The 20,079-nt window shown below is 57.3% G+C and carries 21 protein-coding genes and 1 pseudogene; 15 read left to right on the top strand and 7 right to left on the bottom strand.

The annotated features are described in order from the left end of the window. The first annotated feature begins 17 nt into the window (after window positions 1-17). From LMS44_RS19370 to LMS44_RS19395, 6 genes and pseudogenes are all read left to right on the top strand, one after another. Window positions 18-902 carry a carbohydrate ABC transporter permease gene (locus LMS44_RS19370; protein ID WP_138799370.1) on the top strand — a complete coding sequence of 295 codons (885 nt, stop codon included), beginning with the start codon at window positions 18-20 and terminating at the stop codon, window positions 900-902. Continuing rightward, a complete protein-coding gene (locus LMS44_RS19375; RefSeq protein WP_138799369.1) occupies window positions 899-1,741 on the top strand; it encodes a carbohydrate ABC transporter permease in 843 nt (280 codons plus the stop codon). Before LMS44_RS19370 ends, LMS44_RS19375 begins: the two co-directional genes overlap by 4 nt. 62 nt (window positions 1,742-1,803) lie before the next feature. Continuing rightward, on the top strand, window positions 1,804-3,633 hold the full coding sequence (gene recQ, locus LMS44_RS19380) for a DNA helicase RecQ (protein WP_138799368.1): 1,830 nt from the start codon (window positions 1,804-1,806) through the stop codon (window positions 3,631-3,633). 165 nt (window positions 3,634-3,798) lie between these two features. Further along, on the top strand, window positions 3,799-4,200 hold the full coding sequence (locus tag LMS44_RS19385; protein WP_138799367.1) for an MbcA/ParS/Xre antitoxin family protein: 402 nt from the start codon (window positions 3,799-3,801) through the stop codon (window positions 4,198-4,200). Between the two features lie 221 nt (window positions 4,201-4,421). Then, window positions 4,422-4,619, top strand: a pseudogene (locus LMS44_RS19390) (RES family NAD+ phosphorylase); the annotation flags it as partial. A gap of 77 nt (window positions 4,620-4,696) precedes the next feature. After that, a complete protein-coding gene (locus tag LMS44_RS19395; RefSeq protein WP_498946157.1) occupies window positions 4,697-4,885 on the top strand; it encodes an RES family NAD+ phosphorylase in 189 nt (62 codons plus the stop codon). A gap of 16 nt (window positions 4,886-4,901) precedes the next feature. Here the strand turns inward: LMS44_RS19395 and mtnA are convergent, their stop codons facing one another. Beyond that, a complete protein-coding gene (gene mtnA / locus LMS44_RS19400; RefSeq protein ID WP_476488544.1) occupies window positions 4,902-5,927 on the bottom strand; it encodes an S-methyl-5-thioribose-1-phosphate isomerase in 1,026 nt (341 codons plus the stop codon). Between the two features lie 102 nt (window positions 5,928-6,029). Between mtnA and mtnB the strand changes: the two genes are divergently transcribed. Genes mtnB through LMS44_RS19415 form a run of 3 tightly spaced genes read left to right on the top strand, consistent with a single transcriptional unit; the run spans window position 6,030 to window position 7,878 of the window. Further along, window positions 6,030-6,617, top strand: a complete 588-nt coding sequence (gene mtnB / locus LMS44_RS19405) for a methylthioribulose 1-phosphate dehydratase (RefSeq protein WP_138799365.1) — start codon at window positions 6,030-6,032, stop codon at window positions 6,615-6,617. A 14-nt stretch (window positions 6,618-6,631) separates the two neighbouring features. After that, the gene (gene mtnC, locus LMS44_RS19410; RefSeq protein ID WP_138799364.1) at window positions 6,632-7,318 is read left to right on the top strand and encodes an acireductone synthase; all 687 of its coding nucleotides are present in this window, start codon (window positions 6,632-6,634) and stop codon (window positions 7,316-7,318) included. A gap of 11 nt (window positions 7,319-7,329) precedes the next feature. Further along, window positions 7,330-7,878, top strand: a complete 549-nt coding sequence (locus tag LMS44_RS19415) for a 1,2-dihydroxy-3-keto-5-methylthiopentene dioxygenase (RefSeq protein ID WP_498946160.1) — start codon at window positions 7,330-7,332, stop codon at window positions 7,876-7,878. Between the two features lie 206 nt (window positions 7,879-8,084). Here the strand turns inward: LMS44_RS19415 and mtnK are convergent, their stop codons facing one another. Beyond that, window positions 8,085-9,347: an S-methyl-5-thioribose kinase gene (mtnK, locus tag LMS44_RS19420; RefSeq protein WP_159177390.1), complete on the bottom strand. Its 1,263-nt coding sequence runs from the start codon at window positions 9,345-9,347 to the stop codon at window positions 8,085-8,087. 64 nt (window positions 9,348-9,411) lie between these two features. Further along, window positions 9,412-10,656 (bottom strand): GGDEF domain-containing protein, encoded by a 1,245-nt coding sequence (locus tag LMS44_RS19425; protein ID WP_159177391.1) that lies wholly within the window; start codon window positions 10,654-10,656, stop codon window positions 9,412-9,414. A 191-nt stretch (window positions 10,657-10,847) separates the two neighbouring features. On the opposite strand from LMS44_RS19425, the gene LMS44_RS19430 reads away from it, so the two are divergent. Beyond that, the gene (locus LMS44_RS19430) at window positions 10,848-11,135 is read left to right on the top strand and encodes a YrhK family protein (protein WP_309599324.1); all 288 of its coding nucleotides are present in this window, start codon (window positions 10,848-10,850) and stop codon (window positions 11,133-11,135) included. 12 nt (window positions 11,136-11,147) lie between these two features. Here LMS44_RS19430 and LMS44_RS19435 read toward each other — a convergent pair whose 3' ends face one another. Together LMS44_RS19435 and LMS44_RS19440 are read right to left on the bottom strand one after the other, a co-directional pair. Beyond that, window positions 11,148-11,414, bottom strand: a complete 267-nt coding sequence (locus LMS44_RS19435) for a DksA/TraR family C4-type zinc finger protein (protein WP_022521873.1) — start codon at window positions 11,412-11,414, stop codon at window positions 11,148-11,150. A gap of 64 nt (window positions 11,415-11,478) precedes the next feature. Then, window positions 11,479-12,231: a DeoR/GlpR family DNA-binding transcription regulator gene (locus LMS44_RS19440; protein WP_278370267.1), complete on the bottom strand. Its 753-nt coding sequence runs from the start codon at window positions 12,229-12,231 to the stop codon at window positions 11,479-11,481. A 134-nt stretch (window positions 12,232-12,365) separates the two neighbouring features. On the opposite strand from LMS44_RS19440, the gene LMS44_RS19445 reads away from it, so the two are divergent. From LMS44_RS19445 to LMS44_RS19465, 5 genes are read left to right on the top strand one after another with little or no spacing between them, the layout of a single operon-like run. After that, window positions 12,366-13,370, top strand: coding sequence for an ABC transporter substrate-binding protein (locus tag LMS44_RS19445; RefSeq protein ID WP_498946164.1), 1,005 nt, complete (start codon window positions 12,366-12,368; stop codon window positions 13,368-13,370). Between the two features lie 2 nt (window positions 13,371-13,372). Then, complete coding sequence (locus tag LMS44_RS19450) at window positions 13,373-15,103, top strand: ABC transporter permease (RefSeq protein ID WP_159177394.1); 1,731 nt, start codon at window positions 13,373-13,375, stop codon at window positions 15,101-15,103. Continuing rightward, a complete protein-coding gene (locus tag LMS44_RS19455) occupies window positions 15,091-16,182 on the top strand; it encodes an ABC transporter ATP-binding protein (protein ID WP_138799359.1) in 1,092 nt (363 codons plus the stop codon). Before LMS44_RS19450 ends, LMS44_RS19455 begins: the two co-directional genes overlap by 13 nt. Continuing rightward, on the top strand, window positions 16,179-17,261 hold the full coding sequence (locus LMS44_RS19460) for an MBL fold metallo-hydrolase (protein ID WP_138799358.1): 1,083 nt from the start codon (window positions 16,179-16,181) through the stop codon (window positions 17,259-17,261). The genes LMS44_RS19455 and LMS44_RS19460 overlap by 4 nt, the downstream gene beginning before the upstream one ends. Then, complete coding sequence (locus LMS44_RS19465) at window positions 17,258-17,704, top strand: phosphatase domain-containing protein (protein ID WP_022521867.1); 447 nt, start codon at window positions 17,258-17,260, stop codon at window positions 17,702-17,704. Before LMS44_RS19460 ends, LMS44_RS19465 begins: the two co-directional genes overlap by 4 nt. Here the strand turns inward: LMS44_RS19465 and LMS44_RS19470 are convergent. Continuing rightward, window positions 17,701-18,864 (bottom strand): MFS transporter, encoded by a 1,164-nt coding sequence (locus LMS44_RS19470; RefSeq protein WP_138799357.1) that lies wholly within the window; start codon window positions 18,862-18,864, stop codon window positions 17,701-17,703. The genes LMS44_RS19465 and LMS44_RS19470 overlap by 4 nt on opposite strands. Next, complete coding sequence (locus tag LMS44_RS19475) at window positions 18,855-19,862, bottom strand: GlxA family transcriptional regulator (RefSeq protein WP_138799356.1); 1,008 nt, start codon at window positions 19,860-19,862, stop codon at window positions 18,855-18,857. Before LMS44_RS19475 ends, LMS44_RS19470 begins: the two co-directional genes overlap by 10 nt. Window positions 19,863-20,079 lie beyond the last annotated feature (217 nt).

A 20,079-nucleotide genomic window follows, 5' to 3' on the forward strand; every position in this document is an offset into this window, starting at 1 on the left:
ACGTGCGGTACGTCTCTATGTCATTCACTAACCACCGCAAAATGCAGCTCTATGGCGCGCTTCTGCTGCTGCCCGCTGCGGTACTGCTGACGACGTTTGCTTATTTACCAACCGTGACAACGGTCATTAACAGCCTTTTTTTACCCGGCTTTCGCGGTGCTCCCACTGAATTCGTAGGCCTTGAAAATTATCAGGTGTTGTTCGATGACCCGACGTTTTGGAAAGTAGCCCGTAACAACTTAATCTACGCCGTCGGTACGATTCCTACGTCTATCGCGCTGGCCTTGGGTATGGCGCTGTTCGTCAATGGCAAGCTTCGCGGGCGAGGCTTTGTGCGCATGGCTTACTTTACGCCGACGATTCTACCCATGATCGCCGCGGCCAATATCTGGATGTTTTTCTACGCGCCGCAGATTGGCCTATTCAATAAACTGCTCGGCATGTTGGGCTTTTCCGGGGTGAACTGGCTGGGCGATCCAAGCGTTGCGTTAAGCTCGGTGATCGTGATGTCGGTGTGGAAAGAAGCCGGCTTTTTTATGATTTTCTACCTGGCGGCGCTACAGAGCATGCCACCCGAGTTGAAAGAGGCGGCTGACTTAGAAGGCACTAGCCGCTGGAGCTTCTTTTGGCGTGTCACCTTTCCGCTACTCATGCCCACCACGCTGTTTGTGCTGATCAATGCGCTGATTAACTCGGTGCGGGTCGTGGATCACTTATTTATCTTGACCAAGGGCGGGCCCAACAACGCCACCAACCTGCTGCTTTATTACGTCTACGAGAATGCGTTCTCGTTCTTTGACCGCACCACGGCAGCCACCATTACGGTGGTTATTCTGCTGGTGCTCGCGGTAGTGGCCACGCTTAAGTTCACGATTTTAGATCGCAGGACGCACTATCAATGAAGTCGACTACTACCTATGCGCCCCGCTCCCGTTTCGTCTCAATTCCAGCACTGGAAACAGTGGCCGCGTGGCTACTGGCGATTATTTGGATTTTTCCGCTGCTGTATGCCTTTTGGGCCGCCTTTCACCCCAGCGAGTTTATGGTGAACTTTGAGTTCTTCGCCCCGCTGACGCTGGAGAACTTCACTAACGCCTGGTCTCAAGCGCCCTTTGCCCGCTACTACTTGAACACCTTTGCGCTGGTAACAGGGGTGGTGATCGGTCAGTTTGTGGTCTGTACCCTGGCAGCGTTTGCCTTTGCACGCTTCCCGATTCCAGGCAAAAACGTTCTGTTTATGCTGGTGCTGATTCAGCTCTTTGTGTTCCCCGAAGTGCTGATTGTCGAGAACTACCGCATCGCCAGTGAGCTGGGGCTGATCAACACCATCACCGGGATTGGCTTACCTTACGTGGCCAGCGCCTTGGGTATTTTTCTGCTCCGCCAAACCTTTAAAACTATCCCCCGAGAGTTGGAAGACGCCGCACGCATCGAAGGCTGCAACTGGCTGGAAATTTTGTGGAAGGTGTACGTACCGCTCGCCAAGCCCACCTACCTTGCTTACGGGCTGGTCTCAATTAGCCACCACTGGAACAACTTTATCTGGCCGCTAGTGGTGACCAACTCGGTAGAGAGTCGCCCGTTAACGGTAGGCTTAGGGGTATTTTCCGCGCCCGAAACCGGCGTTAACTGGGCCACCGTCAGTGCCGCGACGCTACTTAGCATCGCCCCTCTGTTAGTGGCTTTCCTGCTTTTCCAGCGCCAGTTCGTTCAGTCGTTTCTGCGTGCGGGGATTCGCTAGGCAAAATTCCTTGAGTTTTCGTGCGACAATTCTCTCTCAAGCACGAGACAAGGAGAGCATTGATGCACGGCGACCCTCACCCGGCAGCCCTCAAGGTACTGCAGGAAGTATTTGGCTACGACAGCTTTCGCGGTCCGCAGCAGGCTATCATTGAGCATGTGATCGCCGGAGGCGATGCGCTGGTGCTAATGCCCACCGGTGGAGGCAAGTCGCTGTGCTATCAAATCCCTGCACTGCTGCGCGAAGGCACCGCGATTGTGGTCTCGCCGCTGATTGCGCTGATGCAGGATCAAGTGGCGGCACTTCAGCAGAACGGGGTCAGGGCGGCTTATCTCAACTCCAGTCTCGATTATCACGAGGCGGTCGAGGTGGAGAACCGCTTGCGGGGAGGCGAGCTGGACCTTTTATATATCGCGCCCGAGCGGCTGGCCACGCCGCGTATGCAAATGCTGCTGGAGCAGACCCGAATTGCGCTGTTCGCCATTGATGAGGCCCACTGCGTCTCCCAGTGGGGCCACGATTTTCGCCCCGAGTATCGCCAGCTCTCCCAGCTTCATCAGCGCTTTCCCCAGGTGCCCCGCATCGCCCTCACTGCCACTGCCGATGTGCCCACCCGGGGCGATATCATGGAGCATCTGCAGCTCCAGGAGGCGGCGCTTTACAACAGCGGCTTTGACCGCCCCAACATTCGCTACCATATCGCCGAGAATCAGGGCAACGCCAAGGAACAGCTGCTGCGCTTTATTCGCGAGCACCACGACGGCGAGGCGGGTATCGTCTACTGCCTCTCCCGGCGCAAGGTGGAGGAGACCGCCGCCTGGCTGGAGCGCCAGGGGCTGACGGCACTGCCCTACCACGCGGGGCTTCCCCCCGAGCAGCGCCAGCACCACCAGACCCGCTTCCTGCGTGAAGATGGCGTGGTCGTCGTGGCCACCATCGCCTTCGGTATGGGCATCGACAAGCCGGACGTGCGCTTTGTGGCCCACCTCAACCTGCCCAAGAGTATCGAAGCCTACTACCAGGAGACCGGCCGCGCCGGGCGCGACGGCCTGCCCGCCGATGCCTGGATGGCCTATGGACTTCAGGACGTGATCACGCTGCGCCAGATGCAGCAGGACTCCAGCGCCGCCGACCATCAAAAGCGCATCGAACAGCAGAAGCTCGACGCCATGCTGGGGCTGTGTGAGATCATCAGTTGCCGCCGCCAGGCGCTGTTGCACTACTTTTGCGATCATCTGGACGCACCCTGCGGCAACTGCGACAACTGCCTGACCCCACCCGAGACCTGGGAGGCCACCGTGGCGGCGCAAAAGGCGCTCTCCTGTGTCTACCGCACCGAACAGCGCTTCGGCGTGACTTACCTAGTGGATGTGCTACTAGGCAAAAGCAACGAACGTATCACCCGCTTTGGCCACGACCGCCTCAGCACCTTCGGCATTGGTAAAGAGCTCGCGGCCAGCGAATGGAAAGCGCTCTTTCGCCAGCTGATTGCCAGCGGCTTTTTAAGCGTGGATATGGAGGGCCACGGCGGCATCAAGCTCACTGCCAATGCCAAGCCGGTGCTGCGCGGCGAGCAGAGCCTCACTCTGCGCAAGCCAAGCAACAAACCCAGCAAAGCCAAAACCGCTCGACGGAGAAGCAAAGGCGACTCTGCCCCGCAGGGCCACGGCCCGCTGTGGGAAGCCCTGCGACAGCACCGCCGGGAACTGGCCGAAGCCCAGGGCGTACCAGCCTATGTGATTTTTCACGACGCCACCCTGGCCGAACTGGTCGAGCAGAAACCCCAAAACCTAGCGGCACTAGGCGCGATCTCCGGCATCGGCGCACGCAAGCTGGCGGATTACGGCGAGGGCTTTCTGGACATCATTTTGGCGCATCAGGAAACCGAGTAAAACAGTTAAGCCCGCGTAATCGCGCCATGGAGTCCACCGACCTGCTTTTCCAGCGCCCGCTTGTGTAGTCATTTTTACGAACCGGACTTCATTAAGCTCAAATGGCCAATATTTTCAAAAATCGCTCACTTGGCGTAATCTATACATAAGTGAGGAGGAAAATAGATGGCTATTCAGCACAAAACCGCCGACAAGCGCCGCGAAATGGGGGCCGCTGCGATGCGCACCTACCCCAACATTTCACACGCATGGGGTTTGAAAGAGAACGAAGCCGCTCTGCTACTCGGGGTGCCTGATTCCACCTATCGGCGTTGGAAGCAAGCACCAGAAAGTGCCCGCCTGGATGCCAATCATCTGGAGCGGATGTCGTTGATTCTCGGCATCTACAAAGCACTGCATATACTGTTGCCCAATAAAGAAGCGGCTAACAGTTGGTTGCAGCGAGCCAACCGTAACCCTCTTTTTGCTGGCCACACACCAATGGAGCGTCTGTTAAATGGACAAGTCTCCGACCTTTACGTTGTTCGCCAGCATTTGGATGCCGCGCGTGGTGGGGGGCATGCGTGACATTCCCGTTGAGCAACGTTACGTGGCGGCCCAGTTACCGCGTTATTCCCTCGCGTTTCCCTCCCATTGATTTATTCGAAGGCGTCAACAGCAACGCTGATGACTGGGACTTACTCAACGAGCTGGAGGGTGAAACCTCCGCAAGGCTACGTGAGGAAGCGGGAGCTATTCACTTGGTTCGTGATGACGACCGTCGCTACGGCCCCGGCTGGACGCCCGTCATGGCGGCCTTCTGCCACTTCCCCGCGACCGGTTCGCGTTTTAGCGATGGCACCTTTGGCGCCTACTACTGCACACTCACCGAAGCCACCGCCATTGCCGAAACCGTTTACCACGCAGAGCGCTTTATGGGGGAGTCAAACGAACCGCCCATGATGCTTCAGCAGCGTGTTTATCTGTCGGATTTAACGGGCCAACTAATTGATTTACGCCGACAGGATGCGGCCCAAACGCTTCTCAGACCGGATAGCTGGGCAGCTGGGCAGCTGGGCAAACCTTGGGGAGAAAAGCCTGGGAGGAACACACGGACGGCATCGTTTACCCTAGCGTTCGAGACCCTGAAGGCGAGTGTGCCGCTGTGCTACGGCCGCCCGTGCTCTCCGCCACAAGGCAAGGACGGCATCTTGGCTATGACTGGGATGGTCAGCATATCCGCCATGTCTATGAGCTAACGCTATTGGGCTAGCGATTAACTTTCGCTCCTAATTTTCGCCGCGCCCCAGGCAGTGTTCGCCGCGTGCTATCGCGGCGGCATCAAATACGCCGGTATCCAACACCCAAGCCGTCACGAGCTTGGCGGGAGTGACGTCAAAGGCCGGGTTCCATACCGGTGCATTATCGGGTGCCCAGGTAACCTCACCAAAGGCACCAGCGACGCCTCGGATCTCGGCAGGGTCGCGCTGTTCAATAGGAATGTCCGCGCCAGTGGCACAAGCGGGATCAACAGTGGTGTAGGGAGCCACCACATAGAAAGGCACCTGGTGGTAGTGGGCGATCACCGCCAGCATGTAAGTACCCACTTTATTGGCGAAGTCACCGTTGGCGCAGATACGATCGGCGCCCACCATCACTTTATCTACCTTGCCCGCTGACATCAGGCTGGCAGCCATGCTATCGGTAATTAACTGGTAGGGAATGCCCAGGTCGGCCATCTCCCAAGCGGTTAAGCGGCCACCTTGCAGCAGCGGGCGGGTTTCATCCACAAACACATGCAGCTCTACACCGCGCTGCTTGGCCACTGCCAGCGCACCAATGGCCGTCCCCACCCCGGCGGTCGCCAGCGCGCCAGTATTGCAGTGGGTCAGCACACGGTCACCCGTTTTCAGCAAGTCAGCACCCCGCTCAGCCATGCGTTGGCACAGCGCGTGGTCTTCTGAAAACAGTTCAGCGGCACGTTCGGCCAGGGCGTTGGCACCTTGCTCAAAGCAGGCTTCCATGGCATCCAGGCAGTACATTAAGTTAACTGCAGTGGGACGCGTGGCGCGTAAGCGATCAATTACCAACTGCCAATCATTTTGTGGATGGCGAGCGGCGTATTGGGCCAGCACGAAAGCGGCGCTCAAACCAATCAATGGCGCGCCGCGAATCGCCAGGTTTTTCACCGCATGCTGCCACTCTTCTGGCGAGTCACAGCGCACCCACTGCTCCGCCTGGGGCAGTTGGGTTTGATCCAAATACTCAAGGTGGTCGGCATAGATCCGCAAACTGCGTGATTGAAGATGAGGCATCGATGGACTCCTTGAGCACTTGATCGGAACAGCTACACGGCTTATCAGCCGCGAAGCTTATCATATAGAATGGCTGCCACTAGAAGAGGCGACGCAGATCCTATGATGACGCTACAAACTGAACTGCTGGACGCCATTTCATGGGCGGCGCAGCAAGGCTGGACTCCAGCCACCGGCGGTAATTTTTCCGCCCGTACCGAGGCTGGCTATCTTGTCACCGCCTCTGGGCGGGATAAAACCCGCATTCAGGCCGATGACCTCTTGCTCTGCAACCTGGATGGCAAGGTGCTATCAGGTGATGGTAAGCCGAGCGCAGAAAGCGACTTGCATGCAGCTCTTTATCGCTATGAACCGAAGATTGCTTGTGTACTGCACGTGCATACGGTAGCCAGCACCGTACTGTCGCGGCGCTTTCCGGAAGGGATCGAATTGAGCGGCTTTGAAATGCAAAAAGCGCTGACAGGCAATGTGACCCACGAAGCTACTATTCGATTACCGGTCATACCTAACGAACAGGATATGGTGGAGCTAGCCAGGCATGTGCGCCTCGGCTGGCCGATGCCCTGGGGCTTTTTGGTCGCAGGGCACGGCATTTATGCCGTGGGCGATAGTATTGCCAGCTGTCGCCGCCACCTGGAAGCGATTGAGTTTTTACTTGCCTGTGTTCTTGAAGAGAGTCGCTGGTCTTAAATGAGTAGCCTTAAATGAGTAATTCAACTGTTCACGCCATTGTGACCGATATTGAAGGCACCACCACGGACATTAACTTCGTCCATAAGGTGCTTTTTCCCTACGCCCACGCCAAGTTGCCCGACTTTCTACGTGCGAATGCAGACACACCTGCAGTTGCCGAGCAAATTGATGCCGTACGCAGCGAAATGGGCTCCCCTAACGCCCCACTTGAGGCAGTGATCGACCAGTTGCTGCACTGGATCGAGACTGACCAAAAAGTTACTCCGCTGAAAGCACTGCAAGGTATGGTGTGGGCCGATGGCTACCAGCGCGGCGACTTTAAAGGCCATCTCTATAGCGATGTAGCCCCTGCCCTGCGCCAGTGGAAAGACTCGGGCAAGGCGCTGTACGTCTACTCGTCCGGCTCGGTGCAGGCGCAGAAGCTGCTGTTTGGCTATAGCGATGCGGGCGATCTAACCCCGCTATTTAGCGGCTACTTTGATACCCATATTGGCCATAAACGTGAGGCTGCCGCTTACCATCGCATTGTCGCCGAGCTTGACCTGCCGCCGGCAGCGGTGCTGTTCTTGTCTGACGTGGTCGAAGAACTGGATGCCGCCAAACAGGCAGGCATGCAAACCCTGCAGTTGGTGCGTGAAGGCACCCAGCCTGGCAACACCCATGCCTGCGTTACTCGCTTTGATGAAATTGCGCTTTAGGAGAACCGACGATGTCGCAACTGAAAGTATTTGCTGATCAGAACCCGAACGATGCCCTGATCAACACCACCGACGGCGAGCAGATTAGCGCTGAGCTAAACAAGGTGGGCGTGCTGTTTGAGCGGTGGGCAGCGCCGGGCGAAATTGCCGACGACGCCACCCAGGAAGATATTTTGGCGCTTTATCAAGACGACATCGACCGCGTCAAAGCCATAGGCGGCTATCAAACCGTTGATGTGTTGCATATGGTGCCCACGCACCCAGACAAAGACGCCATGCGGCAGAAGTTCCTAAACGAGCACCGCCATCATGAAGATGAAGTGCGTTTCTTCGTCAAAGGACAAGGGCTATTTTGTCTGCACATCGATGACAAGGTGTATCAGGTGCTGTGCACCCGCAATGACCTGATCAGCGTACCCACCAACACGCCCCATTGGTTCGATATGGGCCCTGCGCCAGAATTCACTGCGCTGCGCTTCTTCGATAATGTGGAAGGCTGGGTACCCCACTGGACCGAAAGCGATATCGCCGGGAAGTTCGATCGCCTGGATCAGCTTTAAATAGTTCTGCTGTAAGCCTAGGCAGGGCCGGAACAAACCTACGCGGGGGCGCTGTAAACCCATCCCTGGGCGCTACTTTCGCCATCTGACCGCCAGGGATGGCGGGAATGCCGGAATAGCATGGAGCCATTTCCGGCCATGGCGAAAGACCCCCGCTACGGTTTGTTCCGGCCCTACCTGCTCGTTCTAACTCCCCTGTAAACCGCTTACAGCACCTCTTGCTGGTTATACGCCCTGGCTAAATCCACCAGCGCGGTAAGGTCACTATAGGCTTCCGGCTCCATAATCAGCGTTTGGCCCATCAGCACATTGCGCGCTTCAAGCTTGGCGCGCAGCGCGGTGTCTTCAATCTCTTCGAAATCGGCGTTGTGGGCCAGTGATAAAACACGGCGATGCATTTCGATGCCGCAGTAGGCCAGCGCATCCAGGCGTATCTCTTCAAGCAGTGCATCACAGGCATCATCTGCGCTGTTGCCCTGCTCTTCAAATAGCGACTTGGGAAACAGAATGCCCGTCCGCTCGGTTTGCCACAGGTGGCGGAACTCGGCATCAAAGTGGCTAAAGCACGCATCGACCACATCAAGGATCCACGCCTGATACTCATCAAGCTCACCTTCTTGACGGTGAGCGGGCTGGCTGAAGTAGGCCATCAGGGAGTTGGCCACCGCCATTCCCAGGTCAAAAGCCATCGGCCCGTACTGGGAAAACTCGGGGTCAATGACCCGCACGTCGGTATCCGTGGCCATGATCGAGCCGGAGTGCAGATCACCGTGCAGCATGGTTTCGGTGTTCGCGGTGAACTTCATCAACAGCCGCTGTACTCTGGCCTTTAAACGCGCGTTACGACGCAATTCGTCCACCACCGGTGAAAGCTCCGGGGTGTGGTGATTCATTTCAGCGCCGTAATAAGGGTCGGTAAATACCAGTGATTCGGTAATGGCAGGAATCGCCACATTGCCGGAAAACAGCCCCACATCCGCCTTTTTCTCTGGGCTACTCAGCGAAAGCTCTGAGCCACGAAACGCCGTGCGGGCGCAAAACTTGCCGATGGTTTCGCCAAGTCGAGCGACTCGCTCACCGTTGATCAACTTACGGCGCAAGATAGTGTGGGGGTGCAGATACTCCATCACAAACAGCGCCTGGGGCTTGTCGAAGTAGTAGACTTCAGGGGCAATGCCCGGTGCACGCTTGGCCTGACGCACCAAGGCGTAGTACTCAAAGTGGGCACGATAGACCGGCAACGGCCAACTCTCGCCGACCATACGTACATAGGGAAGCGCCTGCTTAACCACTACACTGCCCGCGTCACCGGAGACGATAAACACTAGGTTGAGGTTGCCGTCACCCACCTCGCGAATGTCCCAGCTCGCGGGTTCTTCGCCCACGCGTCTAACCACCGCCTCAACATCACCAAGCCGCTGGGATAGAGTGTCAACGCTTAGCGCGCGGTAATGTTGATCAATCTCCACAGTTCTCTCCTCACAAACGTTTACGTGTTTGGCTAGCCGCCAGTTGGCCCGTTAATCTCCGCGACTAGGCTGATACGCTTAAGCCATCAATAGCATTATCGCCAGATGATGAATCAATCGCACTAGCCACCCATACACGGTTGCGGCCTTGCCGCTTGGCTTCATAAAGCGCGTCATCTGCCTGGGATAATAGTTCGGCTGGGGCAAGGCTAACTTTCGGGTAGAGTACTGCAACGCCAACGCTAACGGTAACAACGCTTTGCGCCGAGACACCGTGATTAGGAATTTCCAAGGCCTCCACGTTGCACCGAATGCGCTCGGCCGCCGGTTTTGCCGCCTCAGGCGATGCATTGGCTATTAGCACTACAAACTCTTCACCGCCAAAACGCACCACTAAATCGGCATCACGGCTATTGGCCTGCATGGCAGTAGCGACTTGGCGCAAGCACTCGTCACCCTGAGGATGCCCATAGTAGTCGTTGTAAGCTTTGAAATGATCGATATCGATCACCATCAGCCCTAAACAAAGGCCTTTATCGGTAGCCTCCTGCCAGCGCACAGGAAAAACCGTATCGAACTGGCGCCGGTTGGCAAGATTGGTTAAAGGATCAGTCACCGACATGCGCGACAGTTCCTGGTTATCTTTTAAGTAATAGCCAGCGCGGAGCTTTTCTTTCAATACATGCAAGTAGGAGGTTCGCTCGCTCTGCTCGAAACGATAGTTGGCCACTAACGTAAACAGCGTCTGAGCGATAATAGTAAATATTGCTAGCCGCTTCGCCTCTGGCGGCATGGGGTCATAAGATAGAACAAAAAGCAGTATTATAAATATACAAATGGCAGATGAGACGCAGGCATAGTTAAACCGCAGTGAGTAAACAATATTACCCACCAGCAAAATAAGGCCGAAAGAGAAAACATCCAGGTAAGAGTAAGGAACGGTGGATTCCACCAAGATCAAACATGAAATCACCGTAGCAACGATCACCGTACTCGCCATTAACGTTTCACGTTGGGCTGGAGACACACCACGGTAAACCCACCACAGAATTGGCATACCAAAAGGCAGCATTACCCCCACCCTTAACGCTAGCGCTGTGGCGAAAGTATCCGGTCGAAAGCTGTGGTCGTTGATCAAAAACAAGCAGTAGATGATCGCCGATATCAACCCTGCCATGACCATGCTACGGCTACGTTGGCGCTGAGTATCTTCTTCAAACCTTGCTTCCACTTCATCAGCAAAACGTAACCGCCAAGGCCCTCTACGCAACTCATTTTCCACCGCTGTCAGCAGCGTGTCATTGATCATTACTCGCCCTCAATGCCTCACCCGGTTACTTGTGGCTTTCATGTATCATCAATGAATATCAGAAGCCTAATACTACCTTTGAGTACGACGATAGTGTGCCACAATAGCGTTTAGTTAAAATGAATATTGGTACACATGTTAAACGAAACTCATCCCAATTTTCATTAATTGAACATTCAACCAGGAGACTAATGATGCAGCGCCAACAGGATCCGGTGACTAACGACTGGACTTTCATCATTGGGCATCGCGAACTCGTTGTGCACCAACGCTATGAGGTGCTTAGCATGATCAACGATTTTATGCTGGGCATTTGGTTTACGATCGGCAGTGTCTGCTTTTTTTACCAGGGTGCGGTTCAAACTGTCGGCGTGTGGCTGTTTGTGATAGGTAGCATCCAACTGCTGATTCGCCCAGCAATTCGCCTTCACCGCTATGTCTATTTTAAGCAGTTGCCGGACACCGACCAGGACGCTTAGACACAAGCCCGTTCAACGCAGTTGGCTATCTTTACTACCACGACGGTTGTAGCCACTATAGGCCGACTGCTTTTTGTCCAATTCACCCTGACACACCACACACAGTCTAACGCCCGGAATCGCTTTACGGCGCGGTTCAGGAATGGGATTGCCACACTCTTCGCAAACCTCAAGACTTTCGCCGCGGGGCAACTGGCTACGCGCACGCTGCACCGCATCCTCTAGCGTGCTTTCCATCTGCTCTTGTTCGGCGCCATCTTTTGCCCATCCACCTGCCATAATCGCACTCCTCGCTTCGGCACTAGCAATCTATCAGCATAGCAGTAACGAGAAGCGTGCACCGTTAGCCCAAAAACCGAACGCCTTGGGCAGCCAAGGGGCTGCGTAGTTTGTCTGGCAGCGGTACATCGGTCACTACGGCATCATAATCACCCAGTTGACCCGCGGCGCAGCGTAGTGGCAGGTCGAACTTGGTTTTATCCAGCACTAACACGCGATAACCGGCATGGGCCAACAGCGCCTCACGGGCCATCACTTCGTCGTCGTTGTAGTCATAAAGCTGGCCATGGCTATCCATTCCCCCCACCGACACAATCCCCACATCGGCACGGTAGCGTTGAAAAAAGCGCCAGGCATCGCCGCCAATCACATCCTGGTCGCGACGACGCACTCGCCCACCGGCTACTACTAACTCACACCTCAACTGGCACAGCTTAATCAGCGCATGCAGGTTATTGGTCATGATATGCAGGCCTTGCTTATCACTCAGCGCATCGGCCAACTGCTCAACCGTGGTGCCCGTGCCTAAGAACAGTGCTTGATGATCCTGTACCAAGCTCGCTGCCCGCGCCGCGATCTGCCGTTTACCCGCCACGTTAACGATCTGACGCTGGTCGTAGCCGATATTTTCCTGCTCGGGAAACGGCAGCACTTCCCCTTGGCGGCGCAGCACCAGGCCTTTATCAGCCAGGTGGCGAATATCCCCACGCAGGGTTTGCACAGAAACCCCAAACTCGCCTGCCAGGCTGTCTACCGACTGGCGCCCTTGTGAGTGGATTCGCTGTAACAGCTGTTGTCGACGTTCGAACTGGCGCATAACCCCTCTCGGCACAACGAAAGCAAAAAGTGCAGCAAACGAAAGCCACAAAATGTTGAACGAAAGCATAGTGTCACTTTGTTGTAAGCAGATGACAGTAGCTTAGGTGGGGTTCACTCACTGGAGGTTTACCCATGTTGAAGCGCCCCCTGTTATCTATTCCGACATCTGCCCTTACTACTGCCGTCGCGGTAGCCAGCTTTTCTCTTTCGGCTCAGGTAGCGGCGAACGAAACGCTAACGCTCTACACCAGCCAGCCCAATAGCGATGCACAGCAAACCGTTGACGCCTTTGAAGCAGCCTATCCCGATATTGAAGTGGAGTGGGTACGCGACGGTACCACGCGCTTGATGACACGGCTGCGCTCGGAGCTTTCGGCCGGGGTGAGCAACCCTGACGTGCTGCTGATTGCCGACAGCATGACCATGGAATCACTCAAGCAGGAGGGCCATTTACAGCCTTACCTAAGCGATGAGCGCCAGGCCTATGACGCCGACCTGTATGACCCGGAAGGCTACTACTACGGCACCAAGCTGATCACCACCGGGATTGTCTATAACACTGGCGCCGAACATCAGCCGCAAAGTTGGCAAGACCTGCTGGGGCCTGACTACGAAGGGTTGGTCACTATGCCCAGCCCGCTCTACTCCGGCGCGGCGCTGATACATATGGCGGCGATTAGTGCCAACCCAGAATTAGGCGCCGAATATTACGACGCCTTGCACGACAATCGCACCGAAGCACAAGGTGGCAATGGTGGCGTATTTAACGCCGTAGCCGCAGGCACCAAGCCCTACGGCATCGTGGTGGACTTCCTGCCGATTCGTGAAGCCGCCAAAGGCTCGCCGGTCAAATTCGTGTTTCCGGAAGAGGGCGTGAGCGCGGTAACCGAGCCGGTCGCTATTATGCAGGGCGCAGAGAATGTCGGTGCCGCGCAAAAGTTTGTTGATTTCGTGCTTTCCCAGCAGGGCCAGGAACTGGTCAGCCAGCAGGGTTACCTGCCTGCTCACAACGACGTTACCCCACCGGAAGGCTTCCCCGAGCGCAATAGCATTACCCTGATGCCGGTTGATGCCGAGCAGGCATTAGCGCAGGAAGAAGAGCTTAAACAGCGTTTTAGTGACCTCTTCGGCGGGTAATCATGACGTCCGCTCTCATCTTTGACAACAAGACCGGCAACGACAACAAGTACGGCAGCCAGCACCGCTGGCTGCTTTCAAGCCTGCTGATCGCCATTGTACTGCTGAGCCTGGCACCTAGCCTGCGTCTGCTGATGGAGGCGTTGAGCGATCTTGCTCAGGGCCGCCAGTCACCGCTGTGGCAGGTGCTCAGTAGTGCCAGCACTTGGCGAGCACTCTGGCATAGCCTGTATACCTCGGGGCTCGGCATGCTGATCGCTCTGGTGCTGGGCAGTCTATTCGCCTTTGCCATCACGCTCACCAATGTGCGCGGCAAAGCGTGGCTGGTGTTCTGCTTTATGCTGCCGATGATGATTCCGCCCCAGGTTACCGCCTTGAGCTGGCTGCAGCTCTTTGGCCCGGCCAGCCCGCTACTGAAAAGCATTGGCTTGGCGCCACCACTGGGCAGCCCGCAACCACTCTACTCCGCTGAAGGTATCGCCTTACTGCTGGGCATCCAGAGCGCACCGCTGGTGTTTTTAGCCCTGCGCACCAGTCTGCTTTCGCTACCCCGAGAGCTTATTGAAGCCGCTCGCATTAGCGGCGCCAAACAAACCCAAGTGTGGGGTCATATTATTCTACCCGTGACCCGTAGCGGCTTGATCGCCGGGGGCGCGATGGCGTTTATCTCTAGTCTCGGCAACTTCGGCATCCCCGCCATGCTGGGTATTCCCGCAGGCTATTACGTACTGCCCACACTGATCTACCAGCGTATGGCCAACTTTGGCACAGGGGTGTTGGCAGAGATGGCTGCGCTCTCCTTGCTGATTGGTTTACTGGCATTGGCCGGAGTGGCGTTGCAGCAGCAATTGATGAATCGCAGCCGCTTCGGGCTGGGCGGCCATAGTGGGCGCTCCCATGATTTCACCCTGGGAAGCTGGCGCTCGCTGATGACCGCCACGCTCGTCGGGATCTTACTGATTATTCTGGTCGCGCCGCTGCTTGCCCTGATCATCAGCTCGCTGGTACCCGCCATGGGCGTGCCATTAAACGCCGAGACCGCCACCCTGAACGCTTACGCCGAAGTGGTGGGTCGCCAAGGCGCCACATGGCGAGCGGTGAACAACAGTCTGTGGCTGGCGGGCAGCGCGGCTGTGGTGCTGATGCTGCTCAGTCTGCCATTGGCTTACCGGCTACAGCGCCTGCCGGAACGTTGGCGGGGTGTGGTACTCAGTGCCATTGAGATTCCCTATGCGCTTCCCGGCGTGGTATTGGCCATTGCCTGCATCCTGCTCTTTGTTCGCCCGCTGCCGATTATCAATGTGGCGCTCTACGGCACCCTGGGGCTGATTTTTATCGCTTACCTGGCGCGCTTTCTGGTGGTCTGCGTTAAGCCCGTCGCCGCCAGCCTGGCGCAGCTGGATCCTTCCCTTGAAGAGGCGGCACAGCTCGCGGGTGCAGGCCCCTGGCGGCGCCTGGGCAGCATTATTTTACCCCTGGTCGCACCCGCGCTGTTTGCAGGCGGCCTGCTGGTGTTTCTGCTGGCGGTCAACGAACTGACCGTGTCAGCCCTGCTATGGAGCGCCGGTAACGAAACCCTCGGCGTGCTGATTTTCAACCTCGACGAAGGCGGCGAAAGCGTGCTGGCCTCTGCGGTGTCAGTGCTGGTGGTGATCATGGTCGCCTCGCTGATGCTGACACTCAGTTTACTGGCGCCGCGTTTACCCAAAGGAGTCATTCCATGGCAGAGCTAGACACATCAGGGTTAAACACAGCAGGGCTAACGATCGACCGTGTCACCAAGCGCTTTGGCGAGCAGACGGCAGTTGATGCGCTGTCGCTGACGATCAATCCAGGCGAGTTTGTCGCTCTGCTCGGCCCCAGTGGCTGTGGCAAAACCACCATGCTACGCATGCTGGCAGGCTTTGAAACGATCAACGATGGTACGATTCAATTAGCCAATCGCACCCTGGCCAGCGCCGATACCCATGTGCCGCCTGAACAGCGCAATATGGCCATGGTGTTCCAATCCTATGCGCTATGGCCGCATATGAGCGTGGCTGACAACGTCGGCTACCCGGTCAAGCTACGCGGCCTGCGCGGGGCAGCGTACCACCACAGGGTGCAGCAGGCCCTGGCCCTGGTGGAGCTCGATGCCTACGCCGATCGCATGCCCCAGGCCCTCAGTGGAGGCCAGCGCCAACGCGTCGCTCTCGCGCGCTGCCTGGTCAGCGACCCTTCGGTGGTGCTGCTGGATGAGCCGCTGGCCAACCTTGACCGGCACCTGCGCGCCACCATGGAGCACAGCTTCCGCGATTTTCATCAGCGCACTGGCGCCACGCTGGTCTATGTCACCCACGACCAAACCGAAGCCATGGCGCTGGCAGACAAAATCGCCGTGATGAAAGCGGGCAAGCTGGTTCAATGGGGCGCCCCTGAAACCCTTTACAGGCAGCCGAGAACCGCCTGGGTAGCAGGCTTTATCGGCCAGGGCAGCCAATTAAAGGTCGCCGCCGGTCACCCTGGAAAGCGCCTTGAGAGCGCGGCCCTAATGCGCGGGCTCAACGCCATCGAGCCCGAGCGCACCCAAACGGTACTGGTTCGCCCGGAACATATTCAGATCAGCGCAGCCCCCCTTTCCACCGCGACTCCCACTCATAACCAGCTTGCCGCACAGGTGGAAAGCGTGATTTTCCGCGGCGAGCGCTATGAGCTCGCACTGCGCCTGCCCAGCGGGGAAACACTGCTGGCCTACCACCACACCGCGCCTGACCTGGGTAGCCAGGTTGTCGTCGACCTTCAGCAGGGTTGGTGCCTGGAGCCCGACCAATGAGTGTCAATATCGAGATTCTCAGTGGTTTAGGCGCCAAAGGGCCTGCTGCGATAGTGGTAGAAGCCCAGGGAAAACGCCTACTGCTAGATGCAGGCGGTGCACTCCACTCGGATGACACCATTACTTGGACGAACAACCTGGATGTGGATGCCGTACTGATCAGCCATGACCATATCGACCATATCGGCGGCGTGGCCGAGCTAGCGGAGAACGTGCCACTTTATTGCACACCACTGGTAGCCAATGCCTTGCCTCACAACCGCCCCTGGCACCCACTGCCCGAACGCGGCACGCTAGAGGTGGAAGGCATCATTGTTACCACCGGCCAAGCGGGGCACTCGCTAGGCGGTGTGTGGCTACATTTAGCGGTAGGGGGCGGTGTTTACTATAGCGGCGACGCCTGTTTTGAGTCGCGACTGTTTCCTTTTGATACTCCGCCGAAAGCGGTTATTGCGCTACTGGATGCCTCCTACGGCAGCTACGACCAACCCCAAGCACATTGTGTACAGGCCATTAGTGAGCATCTTTATCAGCCGCTGGCATTTCCGGTGCCGGAAACCGGCCGCGCTCTGGAGATGGCACTCTGGCTGGCGAAAGAGGCTGACCGGCGGCAGTTAACGCTCGCCATCGACCCGGTGATTCGCGACAACCTGGCCGCGCTCTTGGCACTGCCTGCAACACTGCGTCGGCCTGGGCTCGACCACTCGATTCGCTCACTTTTAGCGCGGCAGAACGCTTACTCGCCAACCCTTATGTTGATGTGCGATCGCAGTGATACGCCGGAACAGTGGCCCGACCACCACCTGCTCCACACCGGTTATCTGACCCCTGATCGCCGCGCCGAGCTAGCGGCAGACCAAATCAGCTGGCAGCGCTGGAATGTTCACCTACGCGCGTCGCACCTGGTGGCGCTTGCCGATCAGTTGGGCGCCACTCAAGTGGTGCCGCTATTTACCCAGCTGGCCAATAACGAATTGAATGCCTGGCATGGACTACTAGGCGAGCGCCTCTGCACTGCCCAGCGTTTATCTGCTCATTCACGTCTAGTCACCCTTTCCAGCTTAGGGAGTTTTGCATGACCGCAGTAATTGTTGATGTTGACGGCACCTTAGCCGAGTTTCACCCCCACCAGGTCAGTGACTGGGTGCTGGGCAGCCAAAAACAGTGGGAGCCCTTCTTTGCCCATATGGCCGAAGCGCCGGTGATCGAAGCGGTGGCCAAGCTGGTCAAGATACTGAAAGCCCAAGGCCAGCAGATCGTGATTTGTAGCGGTCGCCCCGACAGCCATCGTGAGCATACCCAACGCTGGCTAGAGCGCCACACTATCCCCTTTGATGCCATGTACCTGCGCCCTGAGGGCGATGACCATGTAGATGATGAAGAAGTAAAAGCCGCGCTACTCAATCAAATGCGCAGCGACGGCTTTACGCCTTGGCTGGTGCTGGATGACCGTGATGCCGTGGTCGCCCAGTGGCGCGCGCTCGGGCTTACTTGCCTGCAGTGCGCGCCGGGGGATTTTTAAGCGTTTGCCAGCTTGGTTCGGTGCTGCCACACCAGCACCGCCAAGGGCACCAGCGAGATAGGGATCAACACTAGGTTAAGTGTCGCCCAGCCTAAGCCGCTGACCAAGGGCCCAGCGAGCAACGCAGTAATCGCAGCGGTGCCAAAGACTAAAAACTCGTTGGCGGCCTGGGTGCGCGCTTTATCCACCGGGCGGTAGCTCTCAGTGAGCAGCCCGGTAGCGGGCAGAAAGGTAAAATTCCAGCCCAAGCCCAGCAAAATCAGCGCCACGTTGAAACCGGCTAAACCGATACCCAACTGAGCGACCAAGGCACTTGCCACCAGCAGCAGGCAGCCTGCCACAATGACTTGTTTGGCACCGAAGCGGGTGACCAAATGGCCAGTAAAGAACGAGGGTAAAAACATCGCTACCACGTGCCACTGAATGGTCATTGAAACATGGTTAAAGTGGTGTCCAGCCCCCGCCATGGCGAGCGGCGTGGCGGTCATAGCCAGATTCATCACGCCGTATCCGACCATCGCCGCGCTCACCGCCACAATAAATCCAGGCTGGCGGAGTATCTTACCCAGCGGCAGTGCATTGCCTTCGCCGTGGGTGCGGGAAGCAGGCGGTAGTTGCGTCAGCATCAGCACCACTAACGCCAGTGCGTAGAGCGCTGCCAAGCCCACAAAGCTGCCCAGAAACGGCACCTCACCCAGCTCACGGCTCACCCTGGCCAGCCATGGCCCGGCAAACGCGGCTAACACACCGCCACCCATCACCAAACCAATCGCCCGGTCACGCATCGGCGTGGGGGCGGCTTCCACCGCGGCAAAGCGATAGAGCTGGCCAAAGCCAATGCCGATTCCGATTAGCCAGGTCGACAGCAAGAACAGCCCAAAGCGCTCGCCAATCAGCGCCTGCACGGCAACCAGTGCGCCCACCAATCCCAAAATATTGCCCAGTATAAAGCCGCGCTTTCGGCCCAGTCTGGCCATAATTAACGAGGCGGGAATGGTGGCACACATCAGCCCCAGCCACTGGGTGGCGACCGGCGCGGTCGACCATGACGCACTTGGCGCCAAAGACGCCCCAATCAGCGGCGAGACGGCAATCAGCAAAACATTACCGGTAACCAGTAGCGCCTGGCAGAGCGACAATAGGGTGACGGTTAAAGGCATGAAACTCTCTCCTGAATAGAATCATCTGTATGGGTAGACGCAAAACGCTGGCGATATACCGAGGGTGATACGCCGTAGTAGCGCTGAAACTGGCGGCGCAGTTGCTCCGCGCCGCCCAGCCGCCAGCGTTGTGCCAGGCGCTCGAGGGATACGTTTTCGCGCCCGTTGAGCAGCGCCAAGCGCGCTTGCTCGAGGCGTAGTTGGGTTAGATAAGCAGCGGGGGTGGTATTTAAGTAGCGCCTAAATAACCGGGTTAAATGGCGCGGGGAGACCGCCATCAGATCGGCCATGCTCTCAAGCCCGTGATCTACGCTGGGGTCGGCGTGGAGCTGATCCAGCAGGCGGCGGAGCGGCCCCGCCTCTTGTTGGTGTCGCAGTATCTCGCTGAACTGCGACTGCCCACCAGGGCGCTGCAAAAACACCACTAGCTCACGGGCCACTCGACCGGCCAGATCAGCACCGTGATCGGCTTCTACCAGCGAAAGCGCCAAATCAATCCCCGCCGTTACACCGGCGCTGGTGTAGCGGCCGTTACTTTCGATATAGAGTGCATCGGGCTCGACGCTTAGTGCGGGGTACTCATCTGCCAGTTGAGGTGCATGGCGCCAATGAGTGGTGACGCGGCAGCCATCCAGCAACCCTGCAGCGGCTAACAAAAATGCCCCGGAGCAGATAGAGCCGAGCCTCCTCACCTCTGGGGCGACCTCACAAAGCACCCGCGTTACTGCGGCTATTTCACGCTGCTGCATCACGCCACTGCCGCCCGCCACCAACAGCGTATCCAGGGGCAGTAAATGAGTATGTTGATGGTAGGTGTGCGTAGCATGTACGGCTAGGCCGCCGTTGGTGACAACCGGGCCGACGGCATCGGCGACCAGGGTCAACTGATACAACGGCTGGGGGCTTAGCGCATTGGCGCTGGCGAACACCTGCCAGGGGCCGCTGACATCCAGCAGTTGGCAGTCGGGGTAGGCAAATAGAGCAACATGGCGAGTCACAGTCTCTCTCCGCTAACGGGGAATCGAAGCATTAGAGAGAGTGTCAGCGCTGCACCCAATGTCGGCAAGGACTATTACCCCACCGATATGGACATCTTTATAAAAGTCTATAAAAGCTGACGGATCCCCACGAACTCTGTGCTGTTCATCGCATAACGCCTGCTATCAGGCCTCTTCACTAAGACATGCTTGAAGAAAACTCCAAGATAGTCAGGGC

The organism is Halomonas profundus, assembly GCF_020865425.1.
GTDB classification, from domain to species: Bacteria; Pseudomonadota; Gammaproteobacteria; order Pseudomonadales; family Halomonadaceae; genus Vreelandella; species Vreelandella titanicae.

Bases quoted from the DNA above. Each gene is read 5' to 3' on its own strand.
- LMS44_RS19460 (WP_138799358.1), top strand. From the start codon at position 16,179: ATGAGTGTCAATATCGAGATTCTCAGTGGTTTAGGCGCCAAAGGGCCT.
- LMS44_RS19385 (WP_138799367.1), top strand. From the start codon at position 3,799: ATGGCTATTCAGCACAAAACCGCCGACAAGCGCCGCGAAATGGGGGCC.
- LMS44_RS19470 (WP_138799357.1), bottom strand. From the start codon at position 18,864: ATGCCTTTAACCGTCACCCTATTGTCGCTCTGCCAGGCGCTACTGGTT.
- mtnA (WP_476488544.1), bottom strand. From the start codon at position 5,927: ATGCCTCATCTTCAATCACGCAGTTTGCGGATCTATGCCGACCACCTT.
- mtnC (WP_138799364.1), top strand. From the start codon at position 6,632: ATGAGTAATTCAACTGTTCACGCCATTGTGACCGATATTGAAGGCACC.
- LMS44_RS19370 (WP_138799370.1), top strand. From the start codon at position 18: ATGTCATTCACTAACCACCGCAAAATGCAGCTCTATGGCGCGCTTCTG.
- LMS44_RS19425 (WP_159177391.1), bottom strand. From the start codon at position 10,656: ATGATCAATGACACGCTGCTGACAGCGGTGGAAAATGAGTTGCGTAGA.
- LMS44_RS19415 (WP_498946160.1), top strand. From the start codon at position 7,330: ATGTCGCAACTGAAAGTATTTGCTGATCAGAACCCGAACGATGCCCTG.
- LMS44_RS19455 (WP_138799359.1), top strand. From the start codon at position 15,091: ATGGCAGAGCTAGACACATCAGGGTTAAACACAGCAGGGCTAACGATC.
- LMS44_RS19465 (WP_022521867.1), top strand. From the start codon at position 17,258: ATGACCGCAGTAATTGTTGATGTTGACGGCACCTTAGCCGAGTTTCAC.
- LMS44_RS19435 (WP_022521873.1), bottom strand. From the start codon at position 11,414: ATGGCAGGTGGATGGGCAAAAGATGGCGCCGAACAAGAGCAGATGGAA.
- LMS44_RS19375 (WP_138799369.1), top strand. From the start codon at position 899: ATGAAGTCGACTACTACCTATGCGCCCCGCTCCCGTTTCGTCTCAATT.
- LMS44_RS19440 (WP_278370267.1), bottom strand. From the start codon at position 12,231: ATGCGCCAGTTCGAACGTCGACAACAGCTGTTACAGCGAATCCACTCA.
- recQ (WP_138799368.1), top strand. From the start codon at position 1,804: ATGCACGGCGACCCTCACCCGGCAGCCCTCAAGGTACTGCAGGAAGTA.
- LMS44_RS19445 (WP_498946164.1), top strand. From the start codon at position 12,366: ATGTTGAAGCGCCCCCTGTTATCTATTCCGACATCTGCCCTTACTACT.
- LMS44_RS19450 (WP_159177394.1), top strand. From the start codon at position 13,373: ATGACGTCCGCTCTCATCTTTGACAACAAGACCGGCAACGACAACAAG.
- mtnB (WP_138799365.1), top strand. From the start codon at position 6,030: ATGATGACGCTACAAACTGAACTGCTGGACGCCATTTCATGGGCGGCG.
- LMS44_RS19430 (WP_309599324.1), top strand. From the start codon at position 10,848: ATGATGCAGCGCCAACAGGATCCGGTGACTAACGACTGGACTTTCATC.